Here is a 16,661-nt window from a genome sequence, read left to right as displayed (position 1 = left end):
GCTGGCAGGATAGCCCGCATGCCCAGACCACTGCTCCTGCTCGACGGCGCCAGCATGTGGTTCCGGTCGTACTTCGGCGTGCCGTCGTCGATCACCGCGCCCGACGGCCGGCCGGTCAACGCCGTGCGGGGATTCATCGATTCGATGGCGGTGGTCATCACCCAGCAGAAGCCAGGCCGGCTCGCGGTGTGTCTGGACCTGGATTGGCGCCCGCAGTTCCGCGTCGACCTGATCCCGTCCTACAAGGCGCACCGCGTCGCCGAAGAAGAGCCCGCCGGCGAGCCCGACGTCGAGGAAGTGCCCGACGACCTGACACCCCAGGTCGACATGATCATGGAGCTGCTGGACGCGTTCGGGATCTCGACGGCCGGAGCGCCGGGTTTCGAGGCCGACGACGTGCTGGGCACGCTGGCGGCCCAGGAAAAAACCGACCCGGTAGTCGTGGTCAGCGGAGACCGCGACCTGCTGCAGGTGGTGGCCGACGAACCCGTCCCCGTCCGGGTGCTCTACCTGGGCCGGGGGCTGGCAAAGGCGACGTTGTTCGGGCCGGCGGAGGTGGCCGAACAGTACGGCGTGCCCGTCGACCGCGCCGGGGCGGCTTACGCCGAACTCGCCCTGCTGCGCGGCGACCCGTCCGACGGCCTGCCGGGGGTGCCGGGCGTCGGCGAGAAGACGGCGGCCACGCTGCTGGCCCAGCACGGGTCGCTGGAACGGATCCTGGCGGCCGCGCAGGACCCGAAGTCCAAGCTGGCAAAGGGTGTGCGCGCCAAACTGCTGACCGCGACCGACTACATCCAGGCCGCGGGCACCGTGGTGCGAGTAGCCAGGGACGCTCCCGTCACGCTGTCGACCCCGACCGACGCGTTGCCGTTAGCCGCCGCCGACCCGGCCCGCACCGCGCAGCTGGCCACCCAACTGGGCGTCGGGTCCTCGATCGCGCGCCTGCAGAAGGCGCTCGACGCGCTGCCCGGATGACCGTTACTGCGACGGCCGGCCCACCTCGTAGGTGCCCTTGTCGTCCTGGAATGTGACGGTGACCTTGCGCTGCGCGCCGTCGATGCTCACGTTGCAGTCGAAGGTCTTACCCTTCTCGACCTTGGGGTTGGTGCCGCCGTTGCATTTGACGTCCTTGACGTTCTTGGCGCCGTAGCCGTTGGTCTCGTCGGTGAGAATCTGCTGCACCCCGGCGTTGGCCTTGTTGACATCCAGCGTGGTGGTGACCAGGAACCCGGGCACCACGAACCCGGTGATCCCGACGACGATCGCGATGAGCAGCGCGATCCCGCCGACGATGCCCCAGGTCATCGCCGCCGAACGCTTCTTTGGCTGCTCGAAGGGCTGTCCGTACTGGCCGGGCTGACCGTATTGGCCGGTCGGCGCCGGTTGGCCGTACTGCCCCGGCTGGCCGTATTGAGCCGGTTGGCCGTATTGGGTGGGCTGACCATATTGCGTGGCCTGCGGTTGCCCGTACTGCGTCGGCGGCGCCTCTCCGTACTGCGTGGGTTGCGCCTGCCCATACTGCGCGGGCGGGACCTGTCCGTACTGGGTGGCCTGCGCATTCTGGTCGTAGCTGGGCGCGGCCGGCTGCTGGTAGGGCGAATACTCCGCGGGCGGCGTGTAGGCCGGGGCGTGCCAGGTGGCGTCCTGGGCCGGCGGCTGCTGCCAGGGCGTTCCGCCTACCGGCCCCATCTGGGTCGCGTCGTCGGAGTGCCCTTGGCCTGGCGGTTGCCACGGATTCGGGCCTTGTCCCTGCGGTCCGCTCATCGTTTCTCCTCAGTCCCTTTCACGGAAGTAACCGTAGCTCCGGCCAAGCCTACCCGGCGTCAACTGCGACGACGCCGCGCCGAACGTCCTTGATAGCCTGCTTTGCCCCAGCCCGCAGCTCAGCATCCGGCGCGGCGTTGCGGACCTGGTCCAGCAGGTCGAGAACCTGGCGGCACCAGCGCACGAAATCACCCGCGGACAACGGCGGTTCGGCCGCGGCCAGGGCCGCGGACAGGTCGCCGGTGCGTGCCCATCGATAGATGACCCGGACGAACCCGTCATCGGGTTCACGGCTCTGGGCGATCCGGTGCCGTTGCTCATCGGCGCGAAGATTAATGGATAGCCGCGACGTCTGATGCAGCGCCTGGCGCAGCCGCTGGGTGGGCGCCTCGACCGCGTAGGGCGCGCTCGGACCGTCCGAGCCGCGCGTCTCGTACAGCACGGCCGAGACCACGGCCGCGAGTTCGGCGGACTTCAAACCCGCCCAGGCGCCGGTGCGCAGGCACTCGGCGACCAGTAGATCGCTCTCGCTGTAGATCCTGGCCAGCAACCGCCCGTCATCAGTGACCTGCGGATCGCTGCTCGAGCCGCGGATGAAGCCGCGCTCGGTGAGCAGCCCGACGATCCGGTCGAACGTCTTGGCCAGCGAGTTGGTGGCCGCCGCGACCTTGCGCTCCAGCTGGGCGTTGTCGCTCTCGATGCGCAAGTAGCGTTCGGCCTGGCGGATCTGCTCGTCGTCGCCCGGGTGCGACGGGTGCTTGCGCAGTTCCGCCCGCACCGACGCCAGCTCGGGATCGTGGAACTCGCCGCCCTCGTCGCGACCCCCGCGTCGCCGCGACGGCAGAACGAGTCCGGCGGCGGCCGACCGCAGCGCCGACGCCAGGTCACGCCGGACCCGCGGCTGGCGGTGTTCGACGCGTTTGGGCAGGGTCATCGACCCCACCGGTGCCGACGCTCCCGAGTAGTCCGTCGACGAAATCCGGCCCGCCCAACGGTTTTCGGTCAGCACCAGGGGCCGCGGATCGGAGGCGTCGCGGGCAGGCTCCAGGACCACCGCCAGCCCGCCGCGCCGGCCGTGGGTGATGCTGATGATGTCGCCGCGCCGCAGCGCGGCCAGCGCGTCGCTGGCCGCCTGCCGTCGATGCAACCGGGACGCGCGGGCCTGCGCCTTCTCCATGTCGGACAGCTTCGCGCGCAGCCGCGCGTACTCAAGGATCGGCGCGTCCGGCCCGCCCAGCTCGGTGGCGATCTCGTCGAGCATCCGCTTGCCGCGCTCGATGCCGCGGACCAGCCCGACGACCGATCGGTCCGCCTGGTACTGGGCAAACGACTGCTCCAGCAGCTCGTGCGCCTGCTCCGGGCCCATTTGGTGCACCAGGTTGATCGTCATGTTGTACGACGGCGCGAACGAGCTGCGCAGCGGAAACGTACGGGTCGAGGCCAGGCCGGCCACCTCGGCGGGTTCGCTGTTGTCGTCGTTGGGGTTCCACAGCACCACCGCGTGGCCCTCGACGTCGATGCCGCGCCTGCCCGCGCGGCCGGTCAGCTGTGTGTACTCCCCCGGCGTCAGCGGCATGTGCTGCTCGCCGTTGAACTTGACCAGCCGCTCCAGCACCACCGTGCGGGCGGGCATGTTGATGCCGAGCGCCAGTGTCTCGGTGGCAAATACCGCCTTGACCAGCCCGGCGGTGAACAGCTCCTCGACGGTATGCCGGAACACCGGCAACATCCCGGCATGGTGGGCCGCGAGCCCGCGCAGCAACCCCTCCCGCCACTCGTAATAGCCGAGCACCGCCAGGTCGGCATCCGCGAGGTCGCCGCAGCGGTGCTCGATGACTTCGGCGATCTGGGCGCGCTCCTGTTCGGTGGTCAGCCGCAGCGCCGACCGTAGGCACTGCGCGACCGCCGCGTCGCAACCGGCCCGCGAAAACACGAACGTGATCGCCGGCAGCAGACCCTCGGCGTCCAGGGTTGCGATCACCTCCGGTCGCGCCGGCGGCCGGTAGAAGCGTGGCCGGCCGGAACCGCGTCCGCCATGCCGACGGGGCTGCCAGTCGGCGAGCCGGTCCGCCTCGCGGCGATGCGCGATGTGGCGCAGCAGATCAGGATCGACTCGGGACGTGTCGGAGTTGCTGTCGTAATCGAACAGGTCGAAGAGGCGCTTGCCGACCAGGACGTGCTGCCACAGCGGCACCGGCCGGTGCTCGTCGACGACGACAGTTGTGTCGCCGCGCACGGTCTGGATCCAGCCGCCGAACTCCTCGGCGTTGCTCACCGTCGCGGACAGGCTGACCACGCGCACCTCGTCGGGCAGATGCAGGATGACTTCCTCCCACACCGGGCCCCGCATCCGGTCGGCGAGGAAATGCACCTCGTCCATCACCACATAGGAAAGCCCTTGCAGCGCTGGTGAATCCGCGTAGAGCATGTTGCGCAGCACCTCGGTGGTCATCACCACCACGGGCGCGTCGGCGTTGACCGACATGTCGCCGGTGAGCAGCCCGATCTTGTCCTTGCCGTAGCGCGCCGTCAGGTCGGTGTGCTTCTGGTTGCTCAGCGCCTTGAGCGGTGTGGTGTAGAAGCACTTGCCGCCTGAAGCCAACGCCAGGTGCACCGCGAATTCGCCGACGACGGTCTTGCCGGCGCCGGTGGGCGCGCACACCAGCACCCCGTGGCCGAGTTCCAGCGCCGCGCAGGCCCGCTGCTGAAAGTCGTCGAGCGCAAACGGCAGTTCGGCGACGAACCGGGCCAGCTCGGACAGTTCGCTCACCCTAGGTGACGTCGTCGTGCAGGCCGCCGATGCCCGACGGCGCGGGGACAGGCTCGGGCGGCTCGATCGCCGAGGCCTCGTCGTCGGGGATCTGCGGCGTCCGCTTGGCTTTTCGTTTGTCGTGCAGCCGGGCGATCTGAATGGCGAACTCGAGTAGCACCGTGAGCGCCAGGCCGAGCGCCGTCATGGAGAAGGGATCGGAGCCGGGGGTGAAGACCGCGGCGAACACGAACATCGCAAAGATCAGGCCCCGCCGCCACGACCTGAGCCGCTCGTAGGTCAGCACGCCGATGAAGTTCAGCATGACGATCAGTAGCGGGAACTCGAAGCTGACCCCGAACACCACCAGCAGGTTGATCAGGAAACCGAAATACCGATCGCCGGACAGCGCGGTCACCTGCACGTCGCTACCGACCGTCAGCAGGAAACTCAGCGCCTTGGACAGCACCAGGTAGGCCAGCACCGCACCGCCGACGAATAGCACGGCCGCCGGGATCACGAACGCGACCGCGAAGCGTCGTTCCTTCTTGTACAGGCCGGGCGTGATGAACGCCCACAGCTGGTAGAACCACACCGGACAGGCCAGCACGATCCCGGCCGCCATCCCGACCTTGAGCCGCAGCATGAATTGGTCGAACGGCGCGGTGGCCAGCAGTCGGCACTGTCCGTCGGCGCTGATCTCCGCGCGGGCCGACTTGGGCAGCGAGCAATACGGCTCGCGCAGCCATTCCCCGAGGCTTTCCAGCCCGAAGATCGGGTGCGAGTACCAGACGAACCCGAAGATGGTGGTGAGCAGGATCGCCACCATCGAGATCAGCAACCGGGTGCGTAGCTCGGTCAGATGGTCGACCAGCGACATCGTCGCATCGGGGTTGGTGTGGCTACGCCTATTGCGGGGGTTGAGCCGCTTGAGTACGCCCGCGTTGCGCGCGGAAGCCTTGAAAATTTTCACGCTGCTCGGTTGAGGCTCGGTCAGGGGCGCTCGGGCACCGTGACGGCGATGCCGGGCTAGGCCGGCCGCGCCTCGGTGTGATCCTGCGGGGAAGCCGCCGGCGGGTCGACGCGCTGCGACTGCACAGGCGTGGGTGCTTCTGCGCTGGGCGTGTCGTTTTTCTGCTCGCTCTGCAGCTCACGGACCTCGGACTTGAAGATCCGCAACGACTTGCCCAGGGAGCGCGCCGCATCCGGCAGACGCTTAGCACCGAACAACAAAATCACCACGACGGCCAGGATTGCCATGTGCCCCGGGGTAAGAAAGTTCACTGTGGATACCTCCAGACGTTCACCCGATGCTACCGCAGCGGAGCGCGGTGCCGTGCCGCCCGCGCTTCGGCGTGGTGCGTCAGGCCTGATCTAGGGCCTGATCTAGGGCCCGATATGCGGCCAGTGCCGTCGCCGCGGCAGCGCGTACTCGCTGGGCCAGCGACTCCGGCGCGACCACCTGCACGGCGGCCCCGAAACCCAGCACCAGGCGCGCCATCCAGTCGTCGGAGGCGTACGTCATGACCGCTTCGCAGGACCCGTCGGGCAGCTCGCGCGCGTCGCGCATCGGGTAGTACTCGAACATCCAGGCCGCCGACGGGGCGACCCGCAACGTGGCCGACGGGAGGCTCGGGTCGCCGTCGAACAGCGAGGTGTCCGGCGGTGCGTGCAGGACCGGTTCGGGCGGGGCGGCCGGTTCGCCCAGCTCAGCGGCGTCCACGATCCGGTCGAAGCGGAACAGCCGAACCCCTTCGGCCTCGCGTGACCACGCCTCCAGGTAGCTGTGGCCGCCGATCAGCAGCACCCGGATGGGGTCCACGACGCGGCTGGTCAGCGCGTCGTGCGAGGCAGCGTAGTAGTCGATGCTGAGCGCGCGCTTGTCCTGCACCGCGGCGCGCACGGTCGCCGCGGCACGGCTCTCGATGGGCGCCGGTTCGTCGACGGCGTGGACCGTGCTGTCATGCCCGACGGCACCTGCCGCGGCGGCGAGCTTGGCGATGGCGCTTCGGGCGGCCCGCGGATCGACGACACCGGGGATGTCGGCCAGCGCGCGCAGCGCGACCAGCAGGCCGGTGGCTTCGGGTGAGGTGAGCTGCAGCGGCCGGTCGATGCCCGCCGAGAACGTCACCTCCACGGTGTCGCCGGCGAACTGGAAATCGATCAGGTCGCCGGGGTCATAACCGGGCAAACCACACATCCACAGCTGGTTGAGGTCCGCCTCGAGCTGCTTGACCGAGACCCCGAGCTCGGCGGCGGCCTCCGCGCGGGTGATCCGCGGGTTGGCCTGGAAGTACGGCACCATGTTCAGCAGCCGCACCAGGCGGGCGGAAACGGGCGTCATTGGTGCGCCACCTCACCGGCCTGGGCGCGCAACCGGGTCAGCACGTCCTCGCGCAGGGACTGCGGCTCCAGCACGATCGCGTCGGCGCCGTAGCCGGTGATGTCCCGCGCCAGCCGGTCGGACGAGCCGATGTCGATTTCGACCACCTCGCCGTCGCGGCCGGCCAATTGCCGTGGCCCCAGGGACTTTCCGGCGCGCCGCAGCTCGGTGGCGCGCCCGTCGGCCAGCCACACCGTGGCCTGCACGCCGCTCGGCGCCTCCCCGACGGCCCGGACGACGATGCCGCGCATGTCCACGCCGTCGGGCACGGTGACCGCGCCGACGGGACCGATCGGCGCGACCCCGGCACCGATTCGCGACAGCCGGAAGGTGCGGGTGTCGTTGCGGTCGCGATCGTGGCCGACGAGATACCAGCGGCCCCGCTCGGTGATCACGCCCCAGGGTTCGACGGTGCGCGTGGTGAACGGCGCGCTGCGCGACGCCCGGTGCGGAAACTGCACCGCCTGCCGGGAACCGATGGCCGCCAGCAGGATTCCGAGGACCTCCTCCGATCCCCGCAGGCCCGGCACGCCGGCATGGGAGGCGATGGCGACCTGGGCGTCAGGGTCGACGTCGACGCCGGCGGCCCGCAGCTTGAGCAGCGCGCCCTGGGTCGCCGTGATCAGTTCGGGCGATTCCCACAGCTGGGTGGAGACCGCGATGGCGGCCGCCTCGTCGGGGGTGAGCTCGACGGGCGGCAGTTCGTAGGCGTCGCGGTTGATCCGGTAGCCCTCGGTGGGGTCCAGCGTGGACACCCGGCCGATCTCCAGCGGGATGCCGAGATCGCGCAGCTCGTTCTTGTCGCGCTCGAACATGCGGGAAAACGCCTCGGCGCTGGGGCTGTCCGAGTAGCCGGCCACGTTGGACCGGATCTTTTCGGCGGTGATGTACCCACGGGTGGACAGCAGGGCAATGACGAGATTCATCAGCCGTTCGACTTTCGAGATCGCCATTGGCTCTACGTTAGAGGTGCGGCAAAGGTAATTCGCGACTGGCAGGGCCCACCCACATCAGCGAGTTTGAGCGCGGAGCTCACTGGCCCGCGGGCGGCGACGAGTCTGGCCTTTCGACATTTCGGTCGGAAGTTGCCGATGAGGCGTCGGGTCCTGGTGACCGGGTAAGTTGTTCGACCCAGCGAGACTCGGAGTATTGGAATGGCTGCGTCGAGTCCAGGAATGTCTCCATGGCCGGAAGCAGCCGATCAGCGGCGGTTTCGTGCAGGTAGTGGCCAGCGTCGGCGATCTCGACAACCACGGCGTGCGGGACGCGCTCCGCGAACGCGAGGTGGTGTCGCGGCGGGATCGCGGTGTCGTCGGCCCCCCACGCGACGAACACGGGAACGTCGCGGAGTAGACCCAGTTGACGGCCGGCACTCACCGTCTGGCCGCGCCAGTCGATCACCGAACGGGCCGTGCGGATGAACGCCTTTCGCTGCTGATCACCCCGAAGCTCGCTCAGCGCGTCGGCAGCTAACTCGGCGTCGGCCCCGGACACCACGGCCGGCAGGGCGGCGAGAACGCGTTTCGTCAGCGCGGCCGGGAGCTTGGTGAGCGCGGCAACGACTGGTTCGGCGCCTGGCAGGGTCGCCGCACGAAGCAGGTAGCTGACCTCGGGACCCAGTCCGCCGCTGCTGATGAGCATGAGGCGATCAACGCGCTCCGGGAACTGATAAGCGATCTGCAGCGCAATACCACCGCCGAGGCTGTGCCCGACTACGGACATTCGTTGATGCCCCAACGCGAGTAACAGGTCGCGTAGCGCACTGGCGTGCGCTCCCAACGAATAGTCGCCGGCGGGTGCATCCGACTCGCCATGCCCCGGGAGATCAGGCGCGATCACAGTGTGGTTGCGCGCAAGACCGCGGATCAGGTGACGCCACGTGTGACGATTAGCGCCCAACCCGTGGATGAGCAATACGGCCGGTCCGGCTCCGGCCATGGTGTATGCGACGGTGCCGCCGGTAAGGCGCATCCGACCCGCGTCGGGCTGGGATGACGACGATTCCATGATGACCCAGCTTCAGCCGTAGAAGCGGCTACATGCTCGCGATCAGCCGCTTGACCCGCTCGTCGACGGCCCGGAAGGGGTCTTTGCACAGCACGGTGCGCTGCGCCTGGTCGTTGAGCTTGAGGTGCACCCAGTCGACGGTGAAGTCGCGGCCCGCCGCCTGGGCGGCGCTGATGAACTCGCCGCGCAGCCGGGCGCGGGTGGTTTGCGGCGGGTTGTCGACGGCCTCCGCGATCTCCTCGTCGGTGGTGACGCGCGTCGCGAGACCCTTGCGCTGCAGCAGATCGAACACGCCACGGCCGCGCTTGATGTCGTGGTAGGCCAGGTCCAGCTGGGCGATCTTGGGGTCGGACAGCTCCATGTTGTAGCGGTCCTGATAGCGCTGGAACAGCTTGCGCTTGATCACCCAGTCGATCTCGGTGTCGACCTTCGCGAAATCCTGGCTCTCGACGGCATCGAGCTGGCGGCCCCACAGGTCGACGACCTGCTCGATCTGCGCGTTGGGCTCCCGGATCTGCAGGTGCTCGACGGCGCGGCTGTAGTACTCGCGCTGGATGTCCAGCGCGCTGGCCTGACGGCCGCCGGCCAGCCGCACGGGCCGGCGACCGGTCACGTCGTGGCTGACCTCACGGATGGCCCGGATGGGGTTGTCCAGCGAGAAGTCGCGGAACGGGACGCCGGCCTCGATCATCTCCAGCACCAGGGCGGCGGTGCCGACCTTGAGCATGGTCGTCGTCTCGCACATGTTGGAGTCGCCGACGATGACGTGCAGGCGCCGGTACTTCTCGGCGTCCGCGTGCGGCTCGTCGCGGGTGTTGATGATCGGCCTGCTGCGGGTGGTCGCCGACGAGACGCCCTCCCAGATGTGTTCGGCGCGTTGCGACAGGCAGAACGTCGCCGCCTTCGGCGTCTGCAGCACCTTGCCGGCCCCGCAGATCAGCTGGCGGGTGACCAGGAACGGCAGCAGCACGTCGGAGATCCGGGAGAACTCGCCGGCCCGCACGATCAGGTAGTTCTCGTGGCAGCCGTAGGAGTTGCCCGCGGAATCGGTGTTGTTCTTGAACAGGTAGATGTCGCCACCGATGCCCTCGTCGGCCAGCCGCTGCTCGGCGTCGACAAGCAGGTCTTCGAGCACCCACTCGCCGGCCCGGTCGTGGGTCACCAGCTGCACGAGGCTGTCGCACTCCGCGGTGGCGTACTCGGGATGACTACCGACGTCGAGGTAGAGCCGCGCGCCGTTCCGCAGGAAAACATTGGAGCTGCGGCCCCAGGACACCACTCGACGGAACAGGTAGCGCGCCACCTCGTCTGGAGACAGGCGCCGATGACCGTGGAAGGTGCAGGTGACACCGAACTCGGTCTCGATGCCCATGATTCGTCGCTGCACGTAATCGAGGGTACTGGTTGTCCCACCGTGGCGGTGCGGAAGCCGCGCCCGGCCCTCCGAAGTCGTCAATTCCCACCCCTTCCTGCCCGCCGTTGCCTATCATCGGATCCCTTGATGTCGTAAGGCCAAATTCTAAAGTTAGGCAGTCCGAAATTACCCTCACCTTGGAGGTAGCGGCGCCGGTCTGGATGGCCGCGCCGCCGGAATTCCACTCCGCGCTGTTGAGCAGTGGCCCGGGTCCCGGGTCACTGCTGGCGGCGGCAGCGGCATGGCATTCGCTCAGCGGCACGTACGCCGCGGCAGCCGGTGAGGTCGCCGAACTGCTGGTCGCGCTTCAGCCGGCCCTGTGGGAAGGTGCCGGCGGCGAATCATGCGTGGCCGCCCACGAGCCCTATGTCGCGTGGTTGCTGCACGCGAGCGCCAACAGCGCCGCGACGGCCGCGCAGCATGAAACCGCGGCCGCCGCGTATGCCGGCGCCTTGGCCACCATGCCGACCCTGGCCGAGTTGGCCGCCAACCGCGCCACCCATGTCGCGTTGCTCGCGACCAACTTCTTCGGCATCAACACCATCCCGATCGCCGTCAACGAAACCGACTACCTGCGGATGTGGCTGCAGGCCGCCACCACCATGGCGGTCTACCAGGCCAGTTCGGCGGCGGCCGTCGCTGCGGCGCCGCAGGCCGTCCCGTCGCCGCCGATTCTGAAGGCCGCGTCCCTCGATCCGGGGCGGGCGCTGCTGAATGCGCTCGAACCGGTCTTCAAAAGCCTCGGCATCGACCCGCTGATCCGCAATCCGCTGGTCTCCAACGAGGTCACGACCTTAATTGCCGACGTTCTGGAGAACTTCGGCGTGTATTGGGACCCGGCCACCGGCATGCTCAATGGCATCGGCTACGAGTCCTACGCGGACGCCACCAAACCGATGTGGTACCTCGCCCGTGGCCTGGAACTCATCGGGGACTCGATGCAGATGGCCCAGAACCCGGCCCGGGCGATCCAGTATTTCGTGGCCCTCGCCGTGTTCGACTGGCCCACCCACATCATCCAGTTCCTCACCGCGGTCACCCAGTCCCCGCAACTGCTGGCGGCCGCGGCCGCACCCGCGATGATGCTGCCCGCGGCGGCCGTCGGGGGCTTCGCGGGACTGGCTGGCCTGGCCGCCGTGCCCGCCCCCGCCGCCTTGCCCGCACCGGCGCCCGCCGCTCCCGCGACCGTATCCTGGCCCGTCGCGGGAATGCCTTCGCCGACAACGACTTTGGCGCTGGCCTCGGCTGGGTCTCCGGCTTCCGCTCCCGCTCCCTCGCCGACCCCCGCGTCCGCGGGCGCGGCGCCGGCACCCCCCGCGGCGGGAGCGGGGTTCATGCCGCCCTATGCGCTGGGGCCGCCGGGCATGGGCACCGGTTCGGGGATGACCTCACGTGCGAGCGCCAGCGCCAGCGCCACCAAGAAGGCGCCCGAGCCGGACAGCGCCGCCGCCCAGTCGCGGGCGGCGACCCGTCGGCAGGCGCGGGCGCGGCGGCGCAAGGGCGCCGGGCTACGCGGATACGACGACGAGTTCATGGACATGAACGTTGAGGTCGAGGCGGACTGGGCGTCGGATGCGGGAGCCGGGCAGCTTGGCCTGGCTGGAGCGGCGAACCGCGACGCCGTCGTCGACGCCACGGGACTGACCCGGCTGGACGGCGACGAGTTCGGCGGCGGCCCGACCGTGCCGATGCTGCCCAGCACGTGGAAATGACCCGCGTCGCGGCTCCTCCGAGGCCGGGGACCCGCCCGTGAGCCGTTGGTCTCGCGAGTCCCACGCGCCACAAGAAAGTCGGCGTGTGCGGAGAAAACAGCGACAGGTGGGATCAACCAGCCCCGGCGTCTGCCTCGCCGAGCAGGGGCTCAGGGGGAAGCCAGTGCCCAGAACATTCCCACGCCGACGCTCAGACGTGCCCTAGTCCGCCGCGTCGCCGTCCGCGGATCCCTGGTCCGGCTCGGCAGCCGCAGCCTCAGTCTCCTGGGTCTCTTGCAGCAATGTCTCCAGGCTGGAGCGGCTTATCCGCTTGAACGCCCTGCGGGGCCGGTTGACGTCGAGGATGGCCACCTCCAGGCTGGTCACTTCGAGCGCGTTGTTGTCGCCGCCGTTGGTGCTGCCCGCCCGCAGCGCCTCGACCGCGATCCGCAGCGCGTCGGGCAGGTCGGCGTTTTCGGCGTAGGACTCCTTGAGCGCCGTGGTGATGGGCTCGGTGGTGCCGCCCATGACCACGAAGTGCGGCTCATCAGCGATCGAGCCGTCGTAGGTGATGCGATAGAGCTCGGGCGGCTTCGACTCGCCGTAGTGGGCGACCTCGGCGACGCACAGCTCCACCTCGTAGGGCTTGGCCTGCTCGGTGAAGATGGTGCCCAACGTCTGCGCGTAAACGTTGGCCAGCTGGCGGCCGGTGACATCGCGGCGGTCGTAGGCGTAGCCGCGGGTGTCGGCGAACTGGATTCCGCCGCGGCGCAGGTTGTCGAATTCGTTGAACTTGCCGGCCGCCGCGAAGCCCACGCGGTCGTAGAGTTCGCTGATCTTCTGCAGCGAGCGCGACGGGTTCTCCGCGACGAACAGCACACCGCCGGCGTAGGCCAGCGCCACCACGCTGCGGCCGCGGGCGATGCCCTTGCGCGCGAGCTCGCTGCGCTCACGCATCGCCTGCTCAGGCGAGATGAAGTACGGGAAGCTCACTTCTCACCGCCATCGGGACCGAAAGTGTCGGCACGCGAACGGCTTTGAATTACCTCGCGGGCCAGTTCGGCGATGCGTTGCTCCGAGACGTCCACCGCGCCGTCGGCGTCGATGACGACCGCCGTCGGGTAGATGCCGCGGACCAGGTCCGGCCCGCCGGTGGCCGAGTCGTCGTCGGCGGCGTCGTAGAGCGCCTCGACGGCGACCCGGAGCGCGGAGTCGGCGTCGGTGACCTGCGCGTACAGCTTCTTGATCGAGGACTTGGCGAAGATCGAGCCCGACCCCACCGACTGGTAACCCTCTTCCTCGATGTTCCAGCCACCGGCGGCGTCGAACGAGACGATGCGGCCCGCGCTCTCCGGGTCCGCCGCGTGGATGTCGTAGCCCGCCAGCAGCGGCAACGCCACCAGCCCCTGCATCGCGGCCGCGAGGTTGCCGCGCACCATGATCGCCAGCCGGTTCACCTTGCCGGCGAACGTCAGCGGGACGCCTTCGAGCTTCTCGTAGTGCTCGAGTTCGACCGCGTACAGCCGGGCGAACTCGACCGCGATCGCCGCGGTACCGGCGATGCCGGTCGCCGTGTAGTCGTCGGTGATGTACACCTTTTGCACGTCCCGACCGGCGATCATGTTGCCCTGCGTGGAGCGCCGGTCCCCCGCGATCAGCACCCCCCCGGGGAACTTCAGCGCGACGATGGTGGTGCCGTGCGGCAGCTGCCCGCCCGCTGCGCCCGCCTGAGAGCCGCTCAGGCCCGCCGGCAGCAGCTCCGGCGCCTGGCGACGGAGGAAGTCAGCGAACGAGGACAGATCTACGGCGGAAGAGTTGAGGGACAGGCGATCAGAGAACGACCAGGTCACTGTCCGCCCTTTTGGACGTACGCCCGGACGAAGTCCTCAGCGTTCTCCTCCAAAACGTCGTCAATCTCGTCGAGTAGATCGTCGGTCTCTTCGGTCAGCTTCTCGCGACGCTCCTGGCCAGCGGCGGTAGTGCCGGGGAGATCTTCTTCATCGCCACCGCCACCGCCACGCTTGGTCTGCTCCTGCGCCATCGCCGCCTCCTGCTTGTTATCGGCTCGGGTGATCGGGTGCTGCCCCGCCCAGCCGGTGTGTATCTACCCTACCGGTCCACCCCGACGTTTCCCGGTTGAGCACACCTGCGTTAGCTCAGCTTGTTAATTGCTCCACCAGTTCGACCGCGCTGTCCACCGAATCCAGCAGCGCGCCGACATGCGCCTTGCTGCCCCGCAGCGGCTCCAGCGTGGGGATGCGGACCAGCGAATCGCCGCCCAGATCGAAGATCACCGAATCCCAGCTCGCCGCGGCGATGTCCGCCCCGAACCGCCGCAGGCATTCGCCGCGGAAGTAGGCCCGGGTATCGGTCGGCGGATTGTCCACCGCCTCGAGCACCTGATGCTCGCTGACCAGACGCTTCATCGAGCCCCGCGCGACCAGCCGGTTGTACAGGCCCTTGTCCAGCCGGACGTCGGAATACTGCAGGTCCACCAAGTGCAGCCGCGGCGCCGACCAGCTCAGGTTCTCGCGCTGCCGGAAACCCTCCAGCAGCCGCAGCTTCGCCGGCCAGTCCAGCAGCTCGGCACACTCCATCGGGTCGCGCTCGAGCAGGTCCAGCACGTTCGCCCAGGTTTCGACGATGTCCGACGCCCGCGGATCGGGGTCCCGGCTGTCCACCAGCTTGGCCACCCGGTCCAGGTAAATCCGTTGCAGCGCAAGCCCGGTGAGTTCGCGGCCGTCGGCCAGCGCCACGGCCGTCCGCAGCGACGCGTCGCGGCTGATCGCGTGGACCGCGTGCACCGGCCGGGCCAGTGTCAGGTCGCTCAGGTCGATGCCGTGCGCCGGCCCTTCCTCGATCAGATCCAGCACCAGGGCCGTCGTGCCCAGCTTCAGGTACGTCGACGTCTCGGCGAGGTTGGCGTCGCCGATGATGACGTGCAGCCTGCGGTAGCGGTCGGCGTCGGCGTGCGGCTCGTCGCGGGTGTTGATGATGCCGCGCTTCAGCGTGGTCTCCAGCCCGACCTCGACCTCGATGTAGTCGGAACGCTGGGATAGCTGGAAGCCTGGATCGTCACCCGACGGTCCGATGCCGACGCGGCCGGAGCCGGTCACCACCTGCCGGGACACCAGGAACGGGGTCAGACCGGCGATGATCGACGAGAACGGCGTCTGACGCGACATCAGGTAGTTCTCGTGCGAGCCGTACGAGGCGCCCTTGCCGTCGACGTTGTTCTTGTACAGCTGCAGTTTCGCCGCGCCGGGCACGCTGGCGACGTGCCGTGCCGCCGCCTCCATGACCCGCTCGCCGGCCTTGTCCCAGATCACCGCGTCCAGCGGGTCGGTGCATTCCGGCGCCGAGTATTCGGGGTGCGCGTGGTCGACGTACAGGCGTGCCCCGTTGGTGAGAATCATGTTGGCCGCGCCCACCTCGTCGGCGTCGACGACCGGCGGCGGCCCGGTCGAACGGCTCAGGTCGAAACCCCGGGCGTCGCGCAGCGGCGATTCCACCTCGTAGTCCCAGCGAGTGCGTTTGGCGCGCTGAATGCCGGCGGCCGCCGCATACGCCAGAACCGCTTGTGTCGAGGTCAGGATCGGGTTGGCGGTCGGGTCGGACGGCGACGAAATGCCGTACTCGACCTCCGTCCCGATAATCCGTTGCATGCCTAAAGCGTACGGGCTGCCCGCAGCCCGCTAAGGCCGGGCGTCGACTGTGCGGATTGCGACGGCGTTGACTCTGCGCCTGCGGCGGCAGAGTGCGAGTAGACACCACGCTCACCGCAGACTCAACGCAAAGACTCAACGCAAAGACTCAACGCAGGGCGCGGCGGCGGCAAACCCCGCGGCGGCCCACAGGCGACGCTAAGGTCAGCCAGCATGAGCCCTGCGCTGGCGACACGTGGTGAGGCGGAAAGCTGGTTCCTGGAACGCGGCCTGCCGGCAGTGCTCACCACGCGCGGCCGCTGGCGCCGGCTGTGGTCCCGGTCGGCTCCCGTGCTGGCGGCCTACGCGACGGTGCAGACCTGCGGCATCCCGATACTCCTGATCGCCCACAGCCGCGAGGTGCATATCGAGTGGCCGCCGACGACGGCCGAGTGGATAGTGCTCGGGATCCTCGTCGTGGCTTTTCCCCTGGCCGCAACCGTCGGCTGGCTGCTCTCGCGGTTCCGGCAAGGCACGACGCGCGGGTTTGTCGGGATCGCCGCGGCGGTCGTCGCCGCGCTGGCCGGCGCCTTCAACGCGGGTCCGTTCCAGGTGACGTCGGTGGCCGTCGTCATCGTGGCGGTGCTGGTGCTGACCGGCCTGGGCGTGGGATCGGTGCTGGGCTGGGCGGTGAAGATGATGCTGTCGCACCTGGCGACCGTCGGCACGCTCGCGGTCCGCGCGCTGCCCGTGGTGCTGCTGACCGCATTGGTGTTCTTCAACACCTACGTCTGGCTGATGGCCGGCAAGATCACCGACGAGCGCCTCTGGCTGGCGATCCTGTTCCTGTTCTCGATCGCGGCGGCCTTCGTCATCTCCACCACCGTGGAGAAGACCCGACCGATGCTTCGGGCCGCCACCGCTGCGGTGCCCGAGAGCGAGACGCTCGCCGACACTCCCTTCGCCAGGCTCGCCGACCCGTCGCCCGGCCAGCCTCTCCGGCGGGCCG

The 16,661-nt window shown here is 69.0% G+C and carries 14 protein-coding genes and 1 pseudogene; 3 read left to right on the top strand and 12 right to left on the bottom strand.

From position 1 onward, the window contains the following. Nucleotides 1-18: 18 nt before the first annotated feature. Nucleotides 19-975 carry a 5'-3' exonuclease gene (locus AC5Y5V_RS10080; RefSeq protein WP_499933625.1) on the top strand — a complete coding sequence of 319 codons (957 nt, stop codon included), beginning with the start codon at nt 19-21 and terminating at the stop codon, nt 973-975. 3 nt (nt 976-978) lie between these two features. Here the strand turns inward: AC5Y5V_RS10080 and AC5Y5V_RS10075 are convergent, their stop codons facing one another. The 8 genes from AC5Y5V_RS10075 to pafA all read right to left on the bottom strand — a co-directional run bounded on the left by AC5Y5V_RS10075 (nt 979) and on the right by pafA (nt 10,290). Beyond that, nucleotides 979-1,764 carry a DUF4333 domain-containing protein gene (locus AC5Y5V_RS10075; RefSeq protein ID WP_499933621.1) on the bottom strand — a complete coding sequence of 262 codons (786 nt, stop codon included), beginning with the start codon at nt 1,762-1,764 and terminating at the stop codon, nt 979-981. Nucleotides 1,765-1,813: 49 nt separating this feature from the next. Continuing rightward, the gene (locus AC5Y5V_RS10070; protein ID WP_499933617.1) at nt 1,814-4,534 is read right to left on the bottom strand and encodes a DEAD/DEAH box helicase; all 2,721 of its coding nucleotides are present in this window, start codon (nt 4,532-4,534) and stop codon (nt 1,814-1,816) included. Nucleotide 4,535: 1 nt separating this feature from the next. After that, a complete protein-coding gene (tatC, locus tag AC5Y5V_RS10065) occupies nt 4,536-5,486 on the bottom strand; it encodes a twin-arginine translocase subunit TatC (protein WP_499933614.1) in 951 nt (316 codons plus the stop codon). A 56-nt stretch (nt 5,487-5,542) separates the two neighbouring features. After that, entirely contained in the window at nt 5,543-5,797 is a 255-nt protein-coding gene (tatA, locus tag AC5Y5V_RS10060; protein ID WP_499933611.1) for a Sec-independent protein translocase subunit TatA, read from the bottom strand. Between the two features lie 79 nt (nt 5,798-5,876). Then, nucleotides 5,877-6,857, bottom strand: a complete 981-nt coding sequence (locus tag AC5Y5V_RS10055; RefSeq protein WP_499933608.1) for a helix-turn-helix transcriptional regulator — start codon at nt 6,855-6,857, stop codon at nt 5,877-5,879. Then, on the bottom strand, nt 6,854-7,849 hold the full coding sequence (locus tag AC5Y5V_RS10050) for a helix-turn-helix transcriptional regulator (protein WP_499933606.1): 996 nt from the start codon (nt 7,847-7,849) through the stop codon (nt 6,854-6,856). Before AC5Y5V_RS10050 ends, AC5Y5V_RS10055 begins: the two co-directional genes overlap by 4 nt. A 79-nt stretch (nt 7,850-7,928) precedes the next feature. After that, complete coding sequence (locus tag AC5Y5V_RS10045; protein ID WP_499933604.1) at nt 7,929-8,903, bottom strand: alpha/beta fold hydrolase; 975 nt, start codon at nt 8,901-8,903, stop codon at nt 7,929-7,931. Between the two features lie 28 nt (nt 8,904-8,931). After that, the gene (gene pafA, locus AC5Y5V_RS10040; RefSeq protein ID WP_499933601.1) at nt 8,932-10,290 is read right to left on the bottom strand and encodes a Pup--protein ligase; all 1,359 of its coding nucleotides are present in this window, start codon (nt 10,288-10,290) and stop codon (nt 8,932-8,934) included. 188 nt (nt 10,291-10,478) lie between these two features. Between pafA and AC5Y5V_RS10035 the strand changes: the two genes are divergently transcribed. After that, nucleotides 10,479-12,029 carry a PPE family protein gene (locus tag AC5Y5V_RS10035; protein WP_499934170.1) on the top strand — a complete coding sequence of 517 codons (1,551 nt, stop codon included), beginning with the start codon at nt 10,479-10,481 and terminating at the stop codon, nt 12,027-12,029. Nucleotides 12,030-12,230: 201 nt separating this feature from the next. On the opposite strand, the gene prcA is transcribed toward AC5Y5V_RS10035, so the two are convergent. The 4 genes from prcA to dop form a co-directional block, all read right to left on the bottom strand. After that, entirely contained in the window at nt 12,231-13,001 is a 771-nt protein-coding gene (prcA, locus tag AC5Y5V_RS10030; RefSeq protein ID WP_499933599.1) for a proteasome subunit alpha, read from the bottom strand. Beyond that, nucleotides 12,998-13,858, bottom strand: coding sequence for a proteasome subunit beta (gene prcB, locus AC5Y5V_RS10025; RefSeq protein ID WP_499933595.1), 861 nt, complete (start codon nt 13,856-13,858; stop codon nt 12,998-13,000). The genes prcA and prcB overlap by 4 nt, the downstream gene beginning before the upstream one ends. Then, complete coding sequence (locus AC5Y5V_RS10020; RefSeq protein WP_499933591.1) at nt 13,855-14,049, bottom strand: ubiquitin-like protein Pup; 195 nt, start codon at nt 14,047-14,049, stop codon at nt 13,855-13,857. The genes prcB and AC5Y5V_RS10020 overlap by 4 nt, the downstream gene beginning before the upstream one ends. Nucleotides 14,050-14,164: 115 nt before the next feature. Beyond that, nucleotides 14,165-15,673 (bottom strand): pup deamidase/depupylase, encoded by a 1,509-nt coding sequence (gene dop / locus AC5Y5V_RS10015; protein ID WP_499933588.1) that lies wholly within the window; start codon nt 15,671-15,673, stop codon nt 14,165-14,167. A gap of 213 nt (nt 15,674-15,886) precedes the next feature. On the opposite strand from dop, the pseudogene AC5Y5V_RS10010 reads away from it, so the two are divergent. Further along, nucleotides 15,887-16,661, top strand: a pseudogene (locus tag AC5Y5V_RS10010) (hypothetical protein); the annotation flags it as partial.

This window comes from Mycobacterium sp. NGS68 (assembly GCF_059812195.1).
This window is presented reverse-complemented; position numbering and strand designations above follow the sequence as displayed.